The sequence below is a fragment of the Phenylobacterium sp. genome (genome assembly GCF_036263695.1).
Classification (GTDB): Bacteria; Pseudomonadota; Alphaproteobacteria; order Caulobacterales; family Caulobacteraceae; genus Phenylobacterium.
The window spans coordinates 1-14,338 of record NZ_DATAGM010000044.1 but is presented as its reverse complement, the minus strand read 5'-3'; the positions used below and the strand labels follow the sequence as shown (position 1 = coordinate 14,338).

Annotated in this window: 14 protein-coding genes; 3 read left to right on the top strand and 11 right to left on the bottom strand. The window is 71.9% G+C overall.

What is annotated here, in order from left to right:
- Positions 1-1,264, bottom strand: a 1,264-nt coding sequence (locus tag VHK87_RS01685) for a mechanosensitive ion channel (RefSeq protein WP_329633160.1), incomplete at its 3' end; no start/stop codon positions are given.
- 123 nt (positions 1,265-1,387) lie between these two features.
- On the opposite strand from VHK87_RS01685, the gene VHK87_RS01680 reads away from it, so the two are divergent.
- Together VHK87_RS01680 and scpA are read left to right on the top strand one after the other, a co-directional pair.
- On the top strand, positions 1,388-2,812 hold the full coding sequence (locus tag VHK87_RS01680; RefSeq protein WP_329633159.1) for a methylmalonyl-CoA mutase family protein: 1,425 nt from the start codon (positions 1,388-1,390) through the stop codon (positions 2,810-2,812).
- Positions 2,813-2,817: 5 nt separating this feature from the next.
- Entirely contained in the window at positions 2,818-4,971 is a 2,154-nt protein-coding gene (gene scpA, locus VHK87_RS01675) for a methylmalonyl-CoA mutase (RefSeq protein WP_329633158.1), read from the top strand.
- Position 4,972: 1 nt separating this feature from the next.
- Here scpA and VHK87_RS01670 read toward each other — a convergent pair whose 3' ends face one another.
- The 10 genes from VHK87_RS01670 to VHK87_RS01625 all read right to left on the bottom strand — a co-directional run bounded on the left by VHK87_RS01670 (position 4,973) and on the right by VHK87_RS01625 (position 13,531).
- Positions 4,973-5,347 carry a VOC family protein gene (locus VHK87_RS01670; RefSeq protein ID WP_329633157.1) on the bottom strand — a complete coding sequence of 125 codons (375 nt, stop codon included), beginning with the start codon at positions 5,345-5,347 and terminating at the stop codon, positions 4,973-4,975.
- A 25-nt stretch (positions 5,348-5,372) separates the two neighbouring features.
- The gene (locus tag VHK87_RS01665) at positions 5,373-5,816 is read right to left on the bottom strand and encodes a DUF4112 domain-containing protein (RefSeq protein WP_329633156.1); all 444 of its coding nucleotides are present in this window, start codon (positions 5,814-5,816) and stop codon (positions 5,373-5,375) included.
- Positions 5,817-5,886: 70 nt separating this feature from the next.
- Positions 5,887-6,867, bottom strand: a complete 981-nt coding sequence (gene dgcA, locus VHK87_RS01660) for an N-acetyl-D-Glu racemase DgcA (protein ID WP_329633155.1) — start codon at positions 6,865-6,867, stop codon at positions 5,887-5,889.
- Positions 6,868-6,875: 8 nt separating this feature from the next.
- Complete coding sequence (locus VHK87_RS01655) at positions 6,876-7,355, bottom strand: hypothetical protein (RefSeq protein WP_329633154.1); 480 nt, start codon at positions 7,353-7,355, stop codon at positions 6,876-6,878.
- Positions 7,352-7,933 (bottom strand): response regulator, encoded by a 582-nt coding sequence (locus VHK87_RS01650; protein ID WP_329633153.1) that lies wholly within the window; start codon positions 7,931-7,933, stop codon positions 7,352-7,354. Before VHK87_RS01650 ends, VHK87_RS01655 begins: the two co-directional genes overlap by 4 nt.
- Positions 7,934-7,996: 63 nt before the next feature.
- The gene (locus tag VHK87_RS01645; RefSeq protein WP_329633152.1) at positions 7,997-10,537 is read right to left on the bottom strand and encodes a polar localization protein TipN; all 2,541 of its coding nucleotides are present in this window, start codon (positions 10,535-10,537) and stop codon (positions 7,997-7,999) included.
- A 144-nt stretch (positions 10,538-10,681) separates the two neighbouring features.
- Positions 10,682-10,897, bottom strand: a complete 216-nt coding sequence (locus VHK87_RS01640; protein WP_329633151.1) for a hypothetical protein — start codon at positions 10,895-10,897, stop codon at positions 10,682-10,684.
- Positions 10,898-11,006: 109 nt separating this feature from the next.
- Positions 11,007-11,540, bottom strand: a complete 534-nt coding sequence (locus tag VHK87_RS01635; RefSeq protein WP_329633150.1) for a methylated-DNA--[protein]-cysteine S-methyltransferase — start codon at positions 11,538-11,540, stop codon at positions 11,007-11,009.
- Positions 11,521-13,029, bottom strand: coding sequence for an AlkA N-terminal domain-containing protein (locus VHK87_RS01630; protein WP_329633149.1), 1,509 nt, complete (start codon positions 13,027-13,029; stop codon positions 11,521-11,523). The genes VHK87_RS01635 and VHK87_RS01630 overlap by 20 nt, the downstream gene beginning before the upstream one ends.
- 79 nt (positions 13,030-13,108) lie before the next feature.
- Positions 13,109-13,531 (bottom strand): hypothetical protein, encoded by a 423-nt coding sequence (locus VHK87_RS01625; protein WP_329633148.1) that lies wholly within the window; start codon positions 13,529-13,531, stop codon positions 13,109-13,111.
- Between the two features lie 163 nt (positions 13,532-13,694).
- Here VHK87_RS01625 and cysD point away from each other — a divergent pair.
- Positions 13,695-14,338: sulfate adenylyltransferase subunit CysD (cysD, locus tag VHK87_RS01620; RefSeq protein WP_329633147.1), on the top strand; the 644-nt coding region annotated here is incomplete at its 3' end.

Sequence of the window (14,338 nt, the reverse complement as noted above, 5' to 3'; positions counted from 1 at the left end):
GGTCGCTCGGAGGCCGGTCAGCCTTGCGGGTCCAGCGGTCGAGCAGCTTGCCCGCCGCCTCCCGCCCGCCGAGGCCGAAGGCGAGGGCCGCGGCGACCGCCGCCGAGCCGAGGATCAGCCCGAAGGCGAGGATGACGATCTCGTCGGCGATGCCCATGAACCTCAGGCCCATGGCGGTCGCCAGCGCGATGGTCGCCCACCGGACGATGCTGGAGGCGAAGGCGTCCGCCCCGCCGGTGGAGCGGTCGATCATCTTGGCCAGGAAGTTGGCCAGCAGCACGCCGACGGTGATGATCACCCCGCCGAACAGCACATGGCCGGCCAGGTCCAGCACCTGCTGCAGGATCTCGGCGATGGCGACGAACTCCAGCAGCCGAGCCGCCTCGACCGCCGAGAACATCATGATCGCCACCAGCACCAGCTGGGCGACGACCTTCGACGGGGTCGCCCGGGGCAGCCCCGTCGCCTCAGCCGCGGCCTGCTGATCCACCGGCCCGTCAGCCGTGGACGGCGCCGCTTCCGCCGCTTTGATCCCCAGCGACTGCAGGCTGCGGTCGAAGCCCAGCGAGGGCAGGATCTGCTCCACCAGGCCCGCCACCCAGCGGCCGATGAAGAAGGCCAGCGACAGCACGATGGCCGCCGCCAGCACCCGCGGCAGGGCGCTCAGCACCGTCTGCAGCACCGCCACCGCCGGCGCCGAAATGGCCTCGATCTGCAACTGCTCCAGCGCCGCGATGGTCACCGGGATGACGATCAGCACGAACACCAGCGTGCCGATGGTTTTGGCCAGCCCGGACGCGCCGGTGATCCGCGAGAGCCCCGCCCGCTCCAGCCAGCCGTCCACGTGCGCCGCCGTCAGCGCCGCCTCCACCACCCGCCGGGCCAGGGTCGCCACCACCAGGCCGACCACGAAAATCACGCCGGCGCCGATGATGTTCGGCACGAAGGCCAGGATGTCGGTGATCAGCGTGGAGAGCGGAATGACCACATCGTCCAGCTCCAGGATGGTCAGCGCCGCGATCACCCCGATCAGCAGCACCAGCCAGTAGCCCAGCTGGCCCAGCTGGAAGCCGATGGTCTCCTTCGGGCCGGCGTCGCGGTTGTGCGCCCGGATCCCCGGGAACCGGTCGATCAGCTTGGCCATCCCCCATTGCACCCCCTTGGCCAGGAAGTGTGCGGCGACGAGCACCGCGATGGCGGTGAGGATCTTCGGGCCCCATTCGAGGAGGATGTCCTGGAAGTCGTAGTAGCCACCGGTCGGCATCGGCGTTCCCCAGCGTAGCTGTTGCAAGCTCTACAATTCCCGGCAACTCAACTGGTTTCGTGCGCGAGTTCAAGCCGCGCCCACGCTTGACGGCCGTCGCGTCAGGGGACCATCACGGGGGCCATGACCGAAGTCGCTTCCCTCGCCGCCGGCTTCCCGCCCGCCTCGGAAGAGGCCTGGACGGAACTGGTGCGCAAGACGCTCAAGGACCGGCCGCCGGAATCGCTGAAAGGCGCGACCGTCGAGGCCTTGACCATCGAGCCGCTCTATCGGCCCGCCGCGGACTCCCGTCCCCTGCTGGGCCCACGCGACCCGATCCGCCCCTGGGACGTCCGCACCCTTGTCAGCCATCCCGACCCGGCCCGCGCCAACCGCGAAATTTTGGCGGACCTCGGCGGCGGCGCAGCCTCGGTGATCGTGCGGATCGATCCGACGGGGGAGACCGGCGTCGCCGTCGGTTCCGCCGAGGGCCTCGCCCGGGTGCTGGAAGGCGTAGAGCTGGAGCTCGCGCCCGTGGCGCTGGAGGCCGGCTTCCTCGGCCCCAAGGCCGCCGACTGGCTGCACGCCCTCGCCAAGTCCTCCCCCGGCGCGCGCCTCCTCTTCCACCTGGACCCGCTGAGCGGCTTCGCCGAAGCCGGGGCCAGTCCGGGTCCGGTGGAGAGCCACCTAATCGCCGCGGCGACCGTGGCGGCGCGCCTGTCGCAGATCTATCCCAAGGCTAGCATGTTCCTCGCTTCGGGCCGTGTGGTGCACGAGGCCGGCGGCGGGGAGGCGGGCGAGATCGCCTTTGCAGCCGCCGCGGGGCTAGCCTACGCGAAGGCGCTGGTGCGGCAGGGCCTGCCCATCGACGCGGCCTTCGCCGGGCTCACCCTGGGGCTCGCCGCCGATTCCGACGTCTTCCTGAGCCTTTCCAAGCTGCGCGCCGCCCGCCTCGTCTGGGGTCGTATCGCGCAGGCGTCCGGCCCGCCGGCCCAGGCCCGCATCGAGGCCCGCGCTTCTCAGCGGATGCTGGCCGCCAAGGACGCCTGGACCAACATGCTGCGCCTCACCGCCGCCGGCTTCGCCGCCGCCGCGGGCGGCGCGGACGCGGTGGTGCTGGGCTGCTTCACCGACCCGCTCGGCTTGCCGACCGCCTTCGCCCGCCGCCAGAGCCGCAACGCCCAGTTGGTGCTGATGGAGGAGGCCCACGTCGGCCGCGTCGCCGATCCCGCAGCCGGGTCCGGCTACGTCGAGGCGCTGACCGACCAGCTCGCAAGGGCCGCCTGGGACCGCTTCCAGGCGATCGAAGCCGCCGGCGGGATCGTAGCGGCCCTCGCCTCCGGCCTGATCGCCCGCGATGTCGAGCGCGCCCGCCTCGCCCGCGACGCCGCCGGCAAGCCCCGCATCGTCGGCGTCACCGCCTTCCCGCCTGAGAAGGACGCCCCGCCCGAGGTAGAGCGCGTCGAGCCCCGCCCGGTGGACGCCCCCTCGCCCCGCCTGCCCGGCCCCGACGGAGTCTGCCCCCCGCTGACGCCGATCCGCCTCAGCGCGCCATTCGAGGCCGCGTGACCTCCATGACCCAGTTCCCTGATTTCACTCAGGTCTCGTTCGAGCCGGTTGCACCGACCGCCGCCGCTGGCGGCCCGGCGTGGGAGACCCCCGAAGGCATCGCCGTCCAGCCGGTCTACGGCCCCGACGCCCTCGCCGGCCTGGACACCCTGGCCGGTCTGCCCGGCGTCGCGCCCTACCTGCGCGGCCCCTACCCGACCATGTACCTGACCAACCCGTGGACCATCCGCCAGTACGCGGGCTTCTCCACGGCCGAGGACTCCAACGCCTTCTACCGGCGCAATCTGGCGGCCGGGCAGATGGGCCTGTCCATCGCCTTCGACCTGGCCACCCACCGCGGTTACGATTCCGACCATGAGCGGGTGAAGGGCGACGTCGGCATGGCGGGGGTCGCCATCGACTCCATCCTCGACATGCGCACGCTGTTCGACGCCATCCCGCTCGACAAGATGAGCGTGTCGATGACCATGAACGGCGCCGTCCTGCCGGTCATGGCCCTCTACATCGTCGCGGCCGAGGAACAGGGCGTGCCGCACGCCGCGCTCACCGGCACCATCCAGAACGACATTCTCAAGGAATTCCTGGTCCGCAACACCTACATCTATCCGCCCGAGCCATCGATTCGGATCGTTTCAGATATCTTTTCATACACTTCGCGCGAAATGCCGAAGTTCAACTCGATCTCGATCTCCGGCTATCACATGCAGGAAGCCGGAGCGACGCTGGACCTGGAGTTGGCTTACACCCTGGCCGACGGCATCGAATACGTGCGGGCCGGGATCGCCGCCGGCCTGCCGGTGGACGCCTTCGCGCCGCGCCTGTCGTTCTTCTGGAACGCGGGCATGAACGCCTTCATGGAGATCGCCAAGCAGCGGGCCGCCCGCCTGCTCTGGGCCAAGCTCATGCAGGAGAACTTCGCCCCCAAGGACGCCCGCTCGCTGGCCCTGCGCGCCCACACCCAGACCAGCGGCTGGAGCCTGGCGGCCCACGACGTGTTCAACAACGTCGCCCGCACCTGCGTGGAAGCGCTGGCGGCCGTCGGCGGCCACACCCAGAGCCTTCACACAAACTCCCTCGACGAAGCCCTTGCGCTTCCTACAGATTTCTCCGCCCGCATCAGCCGCAACACCCAGCTCGTCCTGCAGGCCGAGGCCGGCCACACGCGCGTGATCGACCCCTGGGGCGGCAGCTTCTACATCGAGCGTTTGACTGCCGAGCTCGCCTCGCGCGCCCTGGAGCACATCGCCGAAGTCGAGGCCCTGGGCGGCATGGCCAAGGCCATCGAGGACGGCCTGCCCAAGCGCCGCATCGAGGAGGCCAGCGCCCGCACCCAGGCGCGCATCGACGCGGGTGTGCAGAGCGTTGTCGGCGTCAACCGCTACCGCCCCGAGGGCGCCGATGAGATCCCGGTGCTGAAGGTCGACAACAGCGCAGTCCGCGAGCGCCAGATCGCCAAGCTCAAGAGGCTGAAGGCCGAGCGCGACGGCGCCGCCGTCGAGACCGCCCTAACCGCCCTCACCAACGGCGCGATCGGCAACGCCAACCTCCTGGAACTGTCGGTGGCCGCAGCCCGCGCCCACGCGACTGTCGGCGAGATCAGCGAAGCGCTGGCCAGGGCCTTCGACCGGCACGTCGCCAAAGCCGACGCCGTGAAGGGCGTCTATCTCGAAGAGGCCGGCGCCACCCCCGCAGCCGACCGCGCCAAGGCCATGGCCATGGCCTTCGCCCAGGCGGACGGGCGCAAGCCCAAGGTGCTGGTCGCCAAGATGGGCCAGGACGGCCACGACCGCGGCCAGAAGGTGGTCGCCTCCGGCTTCTCCGACCTGGGCTTCGAGGTCGTCATCGGCGATCTCTTCCAGACACCCGCCGAGACCGCAGCCCAGGCCGTCGCCGACGGCGTGCATGCGGTGGGCGCCAGCTCCCTCGCCGCCGGCCATCTCACCCTCGTGCCCGAGCTCAAGGCCGAACTCGCCCGCCTCGGCCGCCCGGACATCCTGGTTGTGGTCGGCGGCGTGATCCCGCCGGAAGACTACCAGGCCCTGAAGGACGCCGGCGTCGCCGCCATCTTCACCCCCGGAACGGTCATCCCCGACGCCGCCATCGAAGTCCTCGACCGCCTCAACGAACTGCTCGGCTACGCCCAGGAGGCGGCGGAGTAGCTTAACCGGAAGAGATCAGGACGCGGTTGCCTTCGCTGTCCTCGAACATCGCGTACCGCTCGCCGGGCGACCAAGGCGCGGCGCGTGGCTCCTCGACGAAAGCCACGCCGCGGGCCTTCAGCGCCGCCGCCTCCGCGTCGACGTCGTCCACCACCAGGATGAGCGACGGCTGCTCTGACTTGGGCGCGTCCGCCGCTCTCTCGGTGAACAGCAGCCGCGTCTGCGCGCCGGGGATCGACAGCTCGATCCAGCGCCACCCGCCGCCGTAGGACTGGTCGAGGGCGACCTCGAGCCCGAGACGGTCGCGCCAGAAGGCCAGCGCCCGCTCCTGATCGGCGACAGGCAGATGAGCAAACTTGATGTGCCTGTAGCTCATCCCCGCTCCTCGTCGGGGGGTAAGCCTAGCGCCGGACGCCCCGAATGTCCCCGCCACTGACGCTGCGCCCGCGGCGGTCGCGCCCGCGGAACAGCCAGTTGTCCTCCAGGTCGGACGGTCCGTGGCGGGCCTCGATGTCCCGCTGCAGGGACTTGGCCGCCAGGGCGTGGCCGGGGAACAGGGTGTCCACCGCCCAGCCGAGTACTGGCACAGCCGACGTCGCCGAGTCGGCCAGCAGGAAGGCGGCCATCTTGGCGATGGTCGCGGGCTTTGCGCCCGCGTTCACAGCCTCGGCCAGCAACAGGCCGGCTGCGCCCAGGCTGTAGACGGCGTTGGCGCCGGGCACCCAGGCGATGACGCCGTCGATGCCCAGGCCGAACGGCCCGATCCCCACCACCCGGTCGGAGAGCCGCTTGATCCGCTCGGCGGAGCGCCAGGCGCGATGGGCTTTGGCCTTGTCGTCGGTCATGGGGACGAAACGCGCTCCTTCCGCAGATGCTCCCCCTCACATGGGAGCGGCCGCGGGCGAGCGCGAGTAGCTAGCCCCAGAGCTCCGGCGTCGGCGGCTCGACCAGCGAGCCCAGGAACCGCAGACCGGGCTCGCGGTCTTTAGCCAGCAGCAGCGGCCCGTCCAAGTCCACGAACTCGGCCCCCTGCGCCAGGATCATCGCCGGCGCCATGGCCAGCGACGTCGCCACCATGCAGCCGACCATCACCTCCAGGCGAAGGCGACGCGCTTCCTCGACCATCGCCAGCGCCTCGCTCAGGCCGCCGGCCTTGTCGAGCTTGATGTTCACCGCCCCGTAACGGGCCGCGCAGCGGGCGAGGTCCCCCCGGGTGTGGCAGCTCTCGTCGGCGCAAAGCAGCACCGGGCTCGCCCAGCCCTCAAGGGCGCCGTCGTCGGCGGCCGGCAGCGGCTGCTCGATCAGCTTCACGTCCAGCCGCGCGAACTCGGGCGCGAGCCGCCGAAGCTCCTCAAAGGTCAGCGCTTCGTTGGCGTCGACGACGAGCCGCGTGCGCGGCGCGGCCGCCCGCACTGCGGCGACGCGGTCGAGGTCGCCCGCCCCGCCGATCTTCAGCTTCAGCATCGGCCGGCGGGCGTTGGCGCGGGCGGCCTGCGCCATCGCCTCCGGGCTGGCGAAGCTCAGGGTGTAGCAGGTCTTCACCGGATCCAGGCGCGCCCGGCCCGCGAGCCGCCACGCCGGATGGCCGGCGAGCTTGGCCTCCAGGTCCCAGAGGGCGCAGTCCAGCGCATTGCGCGCCGCACCCGCCGGCAACCTCGCCTGGAGCCTTTCTCGGTCAAGCCCCGCTTCGATAGCGTCGCGGAGGCTTTCTATCTGCGAGAGCACGCCCTCCACGGTATCGCCGTAGCGCGCGTAGGGCACGCATTCGCCCCGTCCCCGAGCGTCACCCTCGGTGATCTCCACGACCACCACCTGCGCCTCGGTCTTGGCGCCGCGGGCGATTGTGAAGGCGCCGGCGATCGGCCAGCGTTCCGCGCCGCAGGTCAGCTTGCGCACCGGCGGCCTCAGCCGCCTGAGGTTCCAGCGTAGCGGCTGCTGACGCGGCGCAGGCCCTGCAGAACCACCTCGGCGGCCTGCCCGTCCTTGACGCCCGCGTCGCCCATCAGCAGGCGCAGGGAGCGGACGTGCACGGTCACCGCCTCGGCGTCCCAACGCTCGTTGCGGGCCAGGTTGTCGAGCAGGTCGCATAGGCTGCGGAGCGCCTCGTCCACGGCCGGACGCTGGCAAAGGCTCGCTAGGCCGATCGCGCCCTGCGACAGACCATAGAGCTCCTCCACGCCGGCCGCCTCGAACTGGGCCGGCCGCCGGCCCGCGCAGGCTTCGACCGCCGCCAGGGCGGCCGCCAGCTCCTCGCGGGCCGGGCCCTCCAGCTCGCCTAGGCCCGCCTCGGCCGCGCCTACCGCCTCGGCCACCGGCGCGCCCCCCGGCACCCGGAGCAGCTTGGCCAGCCGGTTCTCCGGCACGAAGAATCGAACGGCGCTCACGTGTTCACCTTGGAGAGGGCATCCCCGTCGGCCGCAGCGGCCGCCAGGGCGGATTGAAGGATCTGGTCGGTCCGGCGCCGGCGCGGATGGCCCTCCGGCAGCTCGATGTCTCGGAAGCGCCGGTCGGGCCCGATGTAGCGGTCGCACTCGACGAACTGTCGGCTCTCGCGGGCGATCCAGATGATCCGCTCCAGCAAGCCGATCGGCGTCAACGGTTTAGCGATGATGAAGTGGGCGCCGCAGTCCCGGGCCCGCTGCACGTCCGCTGCGCGGGTGTGGCCGGTGGTCATCAGCACCGGCACGTGACAGTTCATCTTGAACTCCGACCTGCGCAGCCAGTGCACGAAGTCGTAGCCCTGACCCTCGGGCCCCAGCGTGTCGACGACCATCAGGTCGAACTGGTTCACGTCCAGGAAATCGCGGGCCTCCGCGGTGCTCGAGGCTCGCACCATGTTCTTGGCCCCGAAGCCGGAGAGGATCTGCACGAGGACCTGCATGCCGAGCGGAGTCGCGTCGAGCAGCATGATCTTCGCCTCGGACAGATTGAACCTCGCGCGCGACGTCGCGCTGAGGGCCATGGCCGCCTCCCCGTCTGTTCGTTGCGCCTAGTAGGCGCCCGCACCGGTTAAGGAAGCCCTCGCCTACTCCACCAGGTCGCCGGCCGCCGCGTCGGCCAGCAGGAAGGCCCGGCCGGTCTCGGTGGCCAGCAGGTTGGCGACCATATAGCCGCGCGGATCACGCTGGGCCGCTTCCGTGAGCACGGCGCGATAGCTGGTGACGAAGCCCACGGCGGCGGCCTTGAGCTTCTTGTCGCCGTGCAGGCGGCGCGACAGGCGGCGGATGGCCGCAGGCGCCAGGCCCGTGACCACTTCCCGAGCGCCGGCGACATCGCCGGTCTGGATCACCGCCGCCAGCTCGTCGGTGCGCGGCTCAGGCAGCAGAGCTCCGGCGTCGACGCCCATGCGGGCGACTTCGGCCATCACGACGGCCTCGGCGTCCTCGGCCGCGTCCTCGGAGGTCTCCGCCTCGTCGATGGAGGACAGCAGCTCCTTCCAGGTCCAGCCGTCGGCGCCGGCCATCGGGGTCGCCGGCTCCTCGGGCCGGGGCCGCGTGCCGGCCGCGGCCTCGAACACCTGGGTGAATTCCTGGTCGGTTGCGGTGGGCGTGAGCCTCAGCCGCGGGCGCAGGCCCAGGCGCTGGGCGGTCAGCTCAGGCGCCGGCTCGGGCTTGGCGGGAGCGGCCTTGGCCGGCTTGGCGGCGGGCTTCGGCTCGGCCGCCTCCGCCTTGGGCTCCGGCGCGGCCGCGGGCGCAGGCGCTGGCGGCGGAGCCGTTGGCGCCGCGGCGCCGGTGACCGCGCCCATCAGCTGCACGGCCTGGCTCAGCACCTCGTAGTTTCGCCGGACCCGCTCCTGGAAGGCGGTGTCGATAGCCTGGGTCTCTTCCGCCGTGCGGCGGGCCTGGCCGATCAGCGCCTCGATGCTTTCGGCGACGGCGTCGCGCACGTCCTGGGCCTGACGCCGGGCGCTGGCCGGCAGCTCGGCGCTGCGGCGCTCGATGTCGGCCAGCATCTGGGTGAGCTCGGCCAACGCCTCGCGAGCGGCGACCGCGCCGGTCTCCAGCTTGCGGGCCGTATCCGCGCCGGCCTGCTCGACGAGCTGCGCGCTTCCCTCGATCAGCGCCCGGGCCTCGCCGAGCCGGGCCTCGAACACCTGGTTGGCCTTCTGGCCGGCCGCGAAGGCGGCTTCGGCCAGCTGGTCCACCTGCTCGCGGGCGGTCTGCGCCTGGCGCGCGGCGGCGGTCTGGGTGTCCTGCACGGCCTTCGAGAGGGACTCGATCGCCGCGCGGGCCTGCGCCTCCAGCCGCTCGCGCTCGGCCCGGGCGGCCTCGGAGACGACGGAGATCGAGCGGCCCGCGTCCTCGGCGAAGCTCTGGCGCTCCGTGGACGCCGTGCGGGTCAGCTCCGCGAACCGCTCGGAGGCCTCGCCGATCAACCGGCGCAGCGCCTCGCCCTGCTCCATCGCCCGCTGGCCCATCCCGGCGGCGGCCTCGCGCGCATCGGCCATGAAATTGGACAGCTGCGCCGCCTGGCTCTCGGCCTCGGCGGCGAAGGCCGAGTGGTCGGCGCGCAGGGCGTGGGCGATGGTCATCAGCGCGGCGCGCTGTTCCGACAGGCCCTGTTCGGCGGCCCGGACCTGATCGGCGACGCCGAGGCCCGCGGTCTCCAGCCGGGCGACATGGCGGGACAGGTCCTCGCCGGCCACCTTGGCGGCGTCGCTGGCGTGGCCGGCGGCGGCGGTCAGGTCGGCGGCGCGGGAGGCCAGCGAGGCCTCGGCCTCGCGCAGCTGGGTCTCGGCCAGGTCCGAGGCCTCGGCGACCATCCGGGCCTGCTGGGTGATGGCCTCGGCGACCTTGGCGGCCTGGCCTCCGAGCGTCTCGGAGAGGCCGCTCATCTGCGTCCGCTCCTGGTGCAGCGCCTGGGCCAGTTCCCGGGCGGTGCGCGAAGAGGTGGCGGCCGCTTCGGCCAGCCGTTGGGTCTCCTCGGCCAGCGCCTGACGCAAGGAGCTCAGCGACTGGTGGGCGCTGCGGGCCGCCTCGGCCGCCGCCGAGATGTCCTCGCGCAGCACGCTGGTCACCTCGCCCACCTCACCGGCCGCGAGGGCGGCTGGGGCGACCATCTCGTGGGCGAGGGCCTGGGTGCGCCGGGTCTCGGTCGCCAACAGCTGGCCCTGCCGGTAGAGCCAGGCGCCCGCCCAAACGAACAGCGCGGGCAAAAGGGCGATGACGAAGAACACCGTTTTGGCGAACACGTCGGTCGCCAGCGCCGCGCCGCCCTCGCGCAGCCCCCAGGCGTAGGCGATCGGGAACAGCGCGAGGATGGAGAGGCCGAAGGCGGCCGCCCACACCGGCCATCCCGGCGGCGCCGTCACCTTGTCCGCGCCCGTCCGCGCGGCAGGAGCCGGCGAGATCGGCGTGAAGTCGTCGCCCTCGGCCGTCGCCGGCGGGCTCGTCTCGATGGGCGACAGCGCGCCCCCGGCCGCCGGATAGAAGCCGGTTTGCCGTTTACGGAAGACATAGCCCAGCTCGACGTCCGGCTCGGGATCGGCCAGCTCGGCTGGGACGTCGACGGTCTCGTCGCTCAGGGACTGGAAGTCTGCCGGCTGACGCCGCTTCTTGATCTTCATGCGCGGCCCGACAATCGGCCTTTCCCACCACCCGATGGCCCGCGTGCATGGCGCAGGCCTACCCGCCAGCAGGATTACCGCCGAACGGCGCGCACGCAAATCGGCTGCGTGCGGTCAGCTACGGATTGTCGCGTACTGTGGCGCTCAGGCCTTCACGACGCGGGCGGTCTCGGGGCAGTCCTCGGCCTTGACGTCGGCGGCCGGCCTCACGCCCCGGGGGGGAACGACGCGCGCGACCGTGCGCGTCACCGGAGCCGGACGCTCGGGCTGCTTGACCTCGACGGCCACGCCGAAGTGCGAATAGGCGGCGGCGGACGAGTGCACTACCATCGCCGTGACGATCTCAGTCAAGGTAGCCATCGGATCTCTCCCAAGCCTCCGATACGACTCCGCAGGGGTTGGTTATCGGTTAAGCGCCGCCGTGGAGCAATGTCGCGGAACATGAAATTTCGGTCATGTCCGCCATTTCTCAGGCCGCCAGGGCCGGCTTGAACCGCGCGCCCTCGTGCTTCAGCAGCCAGGCTTTCCGAGGCAGCCCGCCGCCGTAACCCGTCAGCGAGCCGTCCGCGCCGATCACCCTGTGGCAGGGCACCACGACGCCGATCGGGTTGGCCCCGTTCGCCAGCCCCACGGCCCGCACCGCGGTAGGCGCGCCGATCCGCTCGGCTAGGCCCCGATAGCTCAGCGTCTCGCCCGGCCGGATGGTCAACAGGCCCGCCCAGACTCTCTGCTGGAACGCGGTCCCCGCCCGCCGCCGCGGCAGTCGGTCGAGGGCCGAGAGATCCCCGGCGAAATAGGCCTCCACCGCCGGCCGGGCCGGCGAGCGCCCCGGCTCGAACGCCACCGCGCCATGGTAGCGGGCGAGCAGTCGCATCATCCGCGGCTCGTAGTCTTCGAAGTCGAAGGCGAGCAGCGCCCCCGCCGCGTCAGTGACGACCAGCGCCTCGCCCACCGGCGTCGGGATCCGGTCGAGCATGGCCCGTTCAGGCGGCCTGTTTCGCATCCTTGCGCTCCTTCAGGGTCTTTGGCGGGCTCAGCGCCGCGTCGGCGGCCCAAAGGTGCAGGGCGGCGTAGGCGCGCCAGGGGCGCCAGCGCTCGGCGCGGGCGGTCAGTTCGGCGAAGCTCGGCCGCTCGCCGGTCAGCCGCTCCAGCGCCCGCACCAGCGCCACGTCGCCGTGGGGGAAGGCGTCCGGCTCGCGCAACTCGCGTAGGGCTATGTATTGGGCGGTCCACTCCCCGATGCCCGGCAGCGCCTTCAGCCTTGCGACCTGCGCCTCCAGCTCACCGTGCGGCGTGAACAGGCCCGGGTCCGCGCAGGCCGCCGCCGCCAGCCGCTCCAGCGCGTGGCCGCGGGACCGCGGCATCCCGAGCGCGGCGATGTCAGCGCCGACGAGCCGTTCGGGCGCGGGAAAAATGTGGGTCAGGCCCGGCTCGGCGAGGTCCGCCGGAAGCGGCTCGCCGTAGGCCGCGGCGATTTTGCCGGCGAGCCGCGTCGCCGCCGAGACGGTGATCTGCTGCCCGAGGATCGCGCGGACGGCGAGCTCGAAGCCGTCCCAGGCGCCGGGAGTGCGAAGCCCCGGCCGGGCCTCGACCAGCGGCGCGAGGTCCGGGTCGGTGGCCAGATGCTCGCCGATCGCGACGGGGTCGGCGGTCAGGTCGAACACCCGCCGCACGCGGGCGATCACCGCCGGCAGGGCCGTCATGTCGGTGAACCGCACCGTGGCCTGCAGCGCCTTGCCGTCCGGCGCCGGCTCCACGGCGACCACGCCCCGGCGGGCCCCGATCGCCAGGGTGCGGACGTACCGCTGCGGCGTCACCAACTCGACACCCGGGATCGCCCGGCCGGCCAGGAACGCGATCAGCTGGTCCCAATCGTAGGGCGGCTTGTAGGCGAGCCTGAGGGTCGCGCCGGCCGCCGCGCTGGTCTCGGCGGCGCCAGAGCGGCGCAGGGCGCCGGGCGGGCGGGCGAACAGCTGCTGGAAGGTCTCGTTGAACCGCCGCACCGAGCCGAAGCCGGAGGCCAGGGCGATGTCGGCCATCGGCAGCCGCGTCTCGTGGATCAGCTGCTTGGCCAGCAGCACCCGGCGGGTCTGGGCCACCGAGACGGGGGAGGCGCCCAGATGCAGCCGGAACAGCCGGCGCAGCTGCCGCTCCCCGACCCCGAGCCGGCCGGCCAGCGCGTCCACGTCGCCCTCGTCCAGCGCGCCGGCCTCGATCAGCGCCAGCGCCCGCGAGACGGTGTTGGAGCTGCCGCGCCAGGCGCCCAGGTCCGGCGACGTCTCCGGCCGACAGCGCAGGCAGGGCCTGAACCCCGCCTCCTGCGCCGCCGCGGCCGAACGGTAGAAGTTGACGTTCTCGCGCTTGGGCGTGCGGGCTGGGCAGATCGGACGGCAGTAGATGCCGGTGGTCTTCACGCCGATGAACAGCCGCCCGTCGAACCTGGGGTCGCGGGTGGAGACGGCGCGGTAGCAGGCGTCCGGGTCGAGATCCATGCCCCGGACGATGGGCTCTCCGATCCGCCAAGTCTCGCGGTTTTCGGACTCTGACGTCACGCGAAACGAGAGAAGCGAGCTACCCCCTTGGCGGAGTGTACGCGCCCCTGGCGGCCGAGAGCCCCACGATTCCCCAGGCGAGGCCGAGATTCTCCACTGCCTCCAAGAGGGCCTCGCGGGTCAGCGGCGCCGCGCGGACCTCCAGCCCCGGATGATCGCGACGCAGGGCTTCCACAGCCGACGCCGGCGCGAGCGCCAGCACCGCCGGCCCCCTCGCCTCGCGCCGCAGTTCCGAAAGCAGCACCGCCTCCCGCGCCGGATCGCGCCCCACCGCCAGGACCACGACGCCCGGCCCCTCCCGCGCCAGCGCTTCTCGTGCTTCGGTCTCGCTGCGGGCCACCTCGATGCGGTTCGCCAGACGCAGGCTGGCGAGCACTTGCAGCGTTCCTTCCAGCCGCCTCGCGTCGTCGTCGATCAGCAGGATCGGTCGCAGCTCGCTCACGTCGCCTCCCTCAGCCCCGTCAGTTTTCCTAATAGCGCTTCCACGGTTAGGTTGCTTGCGCTCGCCAGGCCCCTCCCCTACCTGACCAGTCGAAGGGCCGTTAGTCCGCACGTCGCCAACGCCGGCGCGGGCGGCTTTTTATTAGATTTTGAGGTCGCCCCGAATGGACGCCCGCGTCGCGACCGCCTTTGCACCGATGGCTGACAGCACCGCCACGATCTCCCCGCAACGGCTGACCCACCTCGAGCGCCTCGAGGCGGAGAGCATCCACATCCTGCGCGAGGTCGTCGCCGAGTGCGAACGGCCGGTGATGCTCTACTCGATCGGCAAGGACAGCGCGGTCATGCTGCACCTGGCTGCAAAGGCCTTCTACCCCTCCAAGCCGCCGTTCCCGCTGCTGCACGTCGACACCACCTGGAAGTTCCGGGCGATGTACGAGATGCGCGAGCGGATGGCCCGCGAACTCGGCTTCGAGCTGCTCGTGCACCAGAACCCGGAGGCGCTGGCGAAGGGCATCAATCCCTTCGACCATGGAAGCGCGCTGCACACCGACATCTGGAAGACCGAAGGCCTCAAGCAGGCCCTCGACAAGTACGGCTTCGACGCCGCGTTCGGCGGCGGCCGCCGGGACGAGGAGAAGAGCCGCGCTAAGGAGCGGGTGCTCTCCTTCCGCACCCCCGAGCACCGCTGGGATCCGAAGAACCAGCGGCCCGAGCTCTGGCGGCTCTACAACACCCGCAAGCGCCAGGGGGAGAGCTTCCGCGCCTTCCCGATCTCCAATTGGACCGAGCTCGACATCTGGCAGTA

Excerpts from the sequence above, each read along its gene's own strand:
- VHK87_RS01635 (WP_329633150.1), bottom strand. The coding sequence starts at position 11,540 with ATGCGAAACAGGCCGCCTGAACGGGCCATGCTCGACCGGATCCCGACG.
- VHK87_RS01650 (WP_329633153.1), bottom strand. The coding sequence starts at position 7,933 with ATGGCCCTCAGCGCGACGTCGCGCGCGAGGTTCAATCTGTCCGAGGCG.
- VHK87_RS01640 (WP_329633151.1), bottom strand. The coding sequence starts at position 10,897 with ATGGCTACCTTGACTGAGATCGTCACGGCGATGGTAGTGCACTCGTCC.
- VHK87_RS01645 (WP_329633152.1), bottom strand. The coding sequence starts at position 10,537 with ATGAAGATCAAGAAGCGGCGTCAGCCGGCAGACTTCCAGTCCCTGAGC.
- VHK87_RS01665 (WP_329633156.1), bottom strand. The coding sequence starts at position 5,816 with ATGACCGACGACAAGGCCAAAGCCCATCGCGCCTGGCGCTCCGCCGAG.
- VHK87_RS01670 (WP_329633157.1), bottom strand. The coding sequence starts at position 5,347 with ATGAGCTACAGGCACATCAAGTTTGCTCATCTGCCTGTCGCCGATCAG.
- VHK87_RS01630 (WP_329633149.1), bottom strand. The coding sequence starts at position 13,029 with ATGGATCTCGACCCGGACGCCTGCTACCGCGCCGTCTCCACCCGCGAC.
- VHK87_RS01680 (WP_329633159.1), top strand. The coding sequence starts at position 1,388 with ATGACCGAAGTCGCTTCCCTCGCCGCCGGCTTCCCGCCCGCCTCGGAA.
- scpA (WP_329633158.1), top strand. The coding sequence starts at position 2,818 with ATGACCCAGTTCCCTGATTTCACTCAGGTCTCGTTCGAGCCGGTTGCA.